Source organism: Zoogloea oryzae (assembly GCF_030161255.1).
Classification (GTDB): domain Bacteria; phylum Pseudomonadota; class Gammaproteobacteria; order Burkholderiales; family Rhodocyclaceae; genus Zoogloea; species Zoogloea oryzae.
Map to the genome: position 1 here is coordinate 1 of NZ_BSPX01000136.1, position 5,190 is coordinate 5,190.

At 67.4% G+C, this 5,190-nt stretch carries 5 protein-coding genes; 2 read left to right on the top strand and 3 right to left on the bottom strand.

The genetic code is table 11. The annotated features are described in order from the left end of the window. Both QQK25_RS22125 and QQK25_RS22130 read left to right on the top strand, forming a co-directional pair. Positions 1 to 430, top strand: a 430-nt coding sequence (locus tag QQK25_RS22125) for a PqiC family protein (protein WP_284189904.1), incomplete at its 5' end; no start/stop codon positions are given. A gap of 13 nt (positions 431 to 443) precedes the next feature. After that, a complete protein-coding gene (locus QQK25_RS22130; RefSeq protein WP_284189905.1) occupies positions 444 to 989 on the top strand; it encodes a dihydrofolate reductase family protein in 546 nt (181 codons plus the stop codon). On the opposite strand, the gene QQK25_RS22135 is transcribed toward QQK25_RS22130, so the two are convergent. The 3 genes from QQK25_RS22135 to QQK25_RS22145 form a co-directional block, all read right to left on the bottom strand. Next, positions 986 to 1,627 (bottom strand): Clp protease ClpP, encoded by a 642-nt coding sequence (locus QQK25_RS22135; protein WP_284189906.1) that lies wholly within the window; start codon positions 1,625 to 1,627, stop codon positions 986 to 988. The two genes, QQK25_RS22130 and QQK25_RS22135, sit on opposite strands and share 4 nt — an antisense overlap. Positions 1,628 to 1,707: 80 nt before the next feature. Further along, a complete protein-coding gene (locus tag QQK25_RS22140; RefSeq protein ID WP_284189907.1) occupies positions 1,708 to 3,342 on the bottom strand; it encodes a sensor histidine kinase in 1,635 nt (544 codons plus the stop codon). Positions 3,343 to 3,542: 200 nt separating this feature from the next. Then, on the bottom strand, positions 3,543 to 4,865 hold the full coding sequence (locus QQK25_RS22145; RefSeq protein WP_284189908.1) for a dicarboxylate/amino acid:cation symporter: 1,323 nt from the start codon (positions 4,863 to 4,865) through the stop codon (positions 3,543 to 3,545). Positions 4,866 to 5,190 lie beyond the last annotated feature (325 nt).

The window sequence follows — 5,190 nt, forward strand, 5'->3', positions numbered from 1 at the left end:
CCCGGTGGGCGTGCCCGCCGCCATTGACCGCCTGCACATCGTCCGCCAGCAGGGCGGCGCCCGCGCCGAGGTGTCGGACGAGCACCGCTGGGCCGCGCCCCTCAAGACCGAGATCGCCCGCCGGGTAGCCGTCGAAGTGGCCCGCCGCAGCGCCTACGTCCGCGCCGTGGCGTGGCCCCAGGCGAGCATCGCCGACCCCGACCTGACCCTGCCCATCGACGTGCTGCGCTTTGACGCCGACGGCTTCGAGCGGGTCACGCTGGAGGCCGTGTGGACGCTTCGCCAGGGCGGGCACGACGTGGTGAGCCGGCGCTTCTCGGCCACCGAAACCGTCCGCGAGCCCAGCTGGGACGGCCTCGCCGCGGCCCACGGGCGGCTGGTGGACGCCCTCGCCGCCGACATCGTGTCGGCGTTGCCGGCCCGACCGTAGGCGTCACACCGGCATGGGCAGGCCCCGTGTCTCGGCCTTCCTGGCCGTCAGCCTGGATGGCTTCATCGCCCGCCCCGACGGCGGGCTCGACTGGCTCGAGATCCCGCCACCCTCGCCGGGCGAGGACTACGGCTATGCCGCGTTCTTTGAATCGGTGGATGGACTGGTGATGGGCCGCCACAGCTTCGAGACCGTGCTCGGCTTTGAGGCCTGGCCCTATGGCGACACGCCGGTCGAGGTGCTCACCTACCGGCCGCTGGACGTGCCCCCCGCCCTCGCCGGAAAGGTGCATGTCTCCGCCGACACCCCGGCCGAACTCGTCGCCCGCCTGGGCGCCGCCGGCCGGCAGCACCTGTATGTGGATGGCGGGCGCACGGTGCAGGGTTTTCTGGCTGCGGGCCTCCTGGATGCCCTGACGCTCACCCGGATTCCGGTGATCCTCGGCGCCGGCATCCCGCTCTTCGGGTCGCTGGCGGCGAGCATCCCGCTCCGGCACGACACCACCCGCGTCTTTGCCAACGGGCTGGTGCAGAGCCGCTACCTGCCGGCCCGACCTTAATCGACCGGATCGGCCTTCTTGCGCGCCGCCGGCTTGCGGGTGGCGGCCCGGGGCTTGTTGGCCTTGATGCGCCCCAGGCGGCGGCGGATCTCGTCGGAATCCATCCACAAATCGCTGCCCTGAAGGATGTGGGCGATGTCGCTGGCGCTCAAGAAGGGCGTGCAGATGCGCGTCGTCACCTTCTCGAACCAGTTCCCCAGGGCATGCACCTCGGCCGCCTGCTCGCTGCCCTTGCCGGCGAAGCTGCTCGAATAGGTGTGGAACATCAGCTGGCAGTTGTCGTGGACGATCAGCTCGTCCCCCGACAAAAAGATGAAGGCCGCCATCGAATAGGCCCGCGCCTCCAGCACCGTGACCACGTGGGCCTCGGAGGCCAGCATGTTGTTGATGATCTGCAGCCCGGTGTTGAAATCACCGCCAGGGGAGTTGATGTGCAGGTAGATCAGGTCGGTCTGGGCCGCCGTGCGCAGGGTGTAGAACAGCTCGGTGTAGTGCTGGGGTTCCTGGATCTCGCCGCACAGGTAGTAGGAAACCTGATGGATCGGCACGTGGCGCTCGTAGCGCACGAGGCCTTCGAAGGGCAGGATGTCCTCGACTTCGTCGTCTTCCGGCCGCCGGCCGGGGCTGCGCTGAACCATGGCTGCATCCTCCGCATAAGCACACCCGGCCAGTATGCAACCGGCGCGGGACGGGTTCAACGCGGAAAGCCCCGCCGGGGCTAGATGTCGCTCTCGTTGAACACCGGCTTGGTGGACGGCGGCGCGGTGTCGCCGGGCAGCACCGGCAGCTCGATCTTGAAGATGCCGTGGTTGGCCACCTCGCCCCACAGGCGGCCGCCGTGGGTGGCGACGATGGCGCGGCTGATCGCCAGCCCGAAACCGCGGCCCACGCTGCTCGCGCCATCCAGCGGGTCGAACATGTTGGTGGCCCGCTCGGAGGTGAGGCCCGAGCCGGAATCCTCCACCCGCAGGCAGATCTGCTCGCTGCCGTCCTTCCAGGCGGCGATCCAGATCCGCCGCGGCTGGCGCGGGCTGTCGGCCACCGAATCGAAGGCGTTGGCGAGCAGGCTGCGCAGCACCACCTCCATCTGCAGGCGATCGACCATCAGGCTCACGTCGGGCATCGGCGCCACCCGCAGGCGGATGCCGGCCTGCTCGGCGCGCAGCCGGTAGGGCGCCACGGCGGCCTCGACCAGCGCCGCCAGACCCAGCACTTCCGGCTGGGGGTCGCCGGTGCGGAAGAAATCCTGCAGACGCTTCACCACGTCGCCGGCCTTGGCGGATTCGCGCAGCACGCAACGCACGGCCGCGTGCAGCTGCTCGCCGGTCTCGCCCCGCTCGATCAGCTGTTCGCAGGCGCCGGCGTAAGCGGAGAGGGCGGTGAGGGGGTGATGCAGTTCGTGGGCCAGGGCGCCGGCCATCTCGCCCGCCGCCGCCAGGCGCAGGCTGTGGCGCAGATCCTGGGTGGTGCGGCGCTGTTCATTGACCACCGCCCCCACGAAGAAGCCGACCACCGCCATCGCCATCGCGAGGATCTGCAGCTCGGCCACCGTGACGGCGCTGTACTGGAGCACCCGCATCGCCACGATCACCCCGATCTGCAGCAGCGCCGCGCACACGATGGCGCCGGCCATGCCCTGCCGGCCCGCCGCCCACACGATGGGCAGGAAGAGCAGGTAGAACAGCTTGAAGCCGCTGTGCCCGCCCACGCCAAACGCCAGCCACAGGGTGGCCACGCCCAGCAGCACGTAGCCGATGCTTTCGCGGTTGAGCACCGTGCGCTGCAGGCGCCGACGGCCGCGCTTGCTGGTGAGCCACAGCAGCAGCGGCATCATCACCGCGATGCCCACTCCGTCGCCCACCCAGAAATGCTTGAGCCCCGGCCACCAGCCGGCGGGAGCGAGCAGCCCGGCCGCCCGCAGCGAGAGCAGATAGGCCAGGCTGATGAGCAGCGAACCGATGCCCACCCGCAGCAGCCAGGCCACCAGGGTGCGGCGGTCGTCCAGCAGCGCGTCGCGGGGGAGCCGGCGGGCCAGCACCTCGCCCAGCAGGGCGTAGCCGGTCGCCAGCACCAGTCCCGGCACCACGTGAACCCAGATCGACACGAGCTGACCGTGCACGCCGATCTCGGCCAGCAGCACGGCGATCGCCAGCGGCGCCCAGGCCATCCGGCCGAAGCGCATCACCAGCACCAGCCCGAGGGCCGGCGCCGGGTTCCACGGCGTGATGCTCAGCCCGAACAAAGGATGGCCGAAGCTCACCTTGTCGAGGACGTAGTAGAGGCCGATGAATCCCAGGAACAGGGGCAGGAAACGCAGCCCGTCAAGGGCCGCGGCCTTCAAGTCACGAATCATGCCGAAATGGGTCGGGGCGGATCGGAGGCAGGGCCTGGCAAGAAACTGTTAAATTTTCCACAGGCGGAAGGCTCGCATTAAACGGGCCAGACCGCCAAGGGTATGCGCGCCCTTGGAATACCAAATGCGTCACGCTCGGACGTTAAAAAACCGGCCAAGCATACGCCGGGCCGGTTTTACACGAAAAGTGCCGGAAATGCTTATCGGGATGCTGCAACCGCCGGCGCAACCATCACCGGCTCGGCATGGGTTTCCGGCAGGCCGCCGTTGAGGGTCCGGTTCATCGTGTCCATGTCCAGTTCGTTCTCGGAGCGGGACACCACCACGGTGGCCACCGCGTTGCCGATGAAGTTGGTCAGGGCGCGGGCTTCGCTCATGAAACGGTCGATGCCGAGGATCAGCGCCATGCCGGCCACCGGGATGGTCGGGACGACCGCCAGGGTCGAGGCCAGGGTGATGAAGCCGGCGCCGGTGATGCCGCTGGCACCCTTCGAGGTCAGCATCGCCACCACCAGAATGGTGAGCTCCTGGGTCAGGGTCAGCTCGGTGTTGGTGGCCTGGGCGATGAACAGGGCGGCCATCGTCATGTAGATGTTGGTGCCGTCCAGGTTGAAGGAGTAGCCGGTGGGCACCACCAGGCCAACCACCGAGCGGGCACAGCCGAGCTTCTCGAGCTTGTGCATCAGGCGCGGCAGGGCGGATTCGGAGGAGCTGGTGCCCAGCACGATCAGCAGCTCTTCACGGATGTAGCGGATGAACTTGAAGATCGAGAAGCCGGTGTAGCGGGCAATGGCGCCCAGCACCAGCACCACGAACAGGAAGCAGGTGAGGTAGAACGCGCCCATCAGCTTGGCCATCGGCACCAGCGAGGCGACGCCGTACTTGCCGATGGTGAAGGCCATCGCGCCGAAGGCGCCCACCGGAGCGAGCTTCATCACGGTGTTCACGATGCCGAACATCACGTGGGAGATCTGCTCCACGAAGTCGAACACCGGCTTGCCCTTGTCGCCCATCGCGGCCAGCGAGAAGCCGAACAGGATGGCCAGCAGCAGCACCTGCAGGATGTCGCCCTTGGCAAAGGCATCCACGAAGGTGGCCGGGATGATGTTGAGGATGAACTCGGTGGAGCTCTGGGCCTTGGCCTTGGCGGTGAAGTCGCCGATGGCCTTGGTGTCGAGGGTGGTCACGTCGGCATTGAAGCCCGCGCCCGGCTGGGCCACGTTGGCCACCACCAGGCCGATCGCCAGGGCCAGGGTCGAGACGACTTCGAAGTACAGCAACGCCTTGCCGCCCACGCGGCCGACCTTTTTCATGTCCTGCATGCCGGCGATGCCGTGCACCACGGTGCAGAAGATCACCGGCGCGATGATCATCTTGACCAGCTTGATGAAGCCGTCACCCAGGGGCTTCAGATCCACCCCCAGCTTGGGCTCGAAATAACCCAGCATCACGCCACACACGATGGCGAACAGCACCTGTACGTACAGGATCTTGTAGAACGGCTGCTTTTTCTGTTGTTCCATGACGACCTCTCCTCCGGCGATTGATTCCATGCCGGCATCTTCGCCGCACGGGGAGAAGCGGAAAATTGTGAACGTCCACATTGGGGGCGGCCCTATTGTGGAAAACCGAGAGGATGCGACCCCCGCAGATTGATCAGGCAGGGGTTGTCGGACTGAAGTCCGACCTACAGGGTCGCGCCCCCCGCCAACCGACAATCCCGTCCTGTAGGTCGGACTTCAGTCCGACATCTGTAGTGGTCAAGTAATACCGGACACCTCGATAGGGTGCTGTACTGCGGTTTTCCGTTCATAGGCCGTGGGCGGCAGGTAGCCCAGCGTCGAGTGC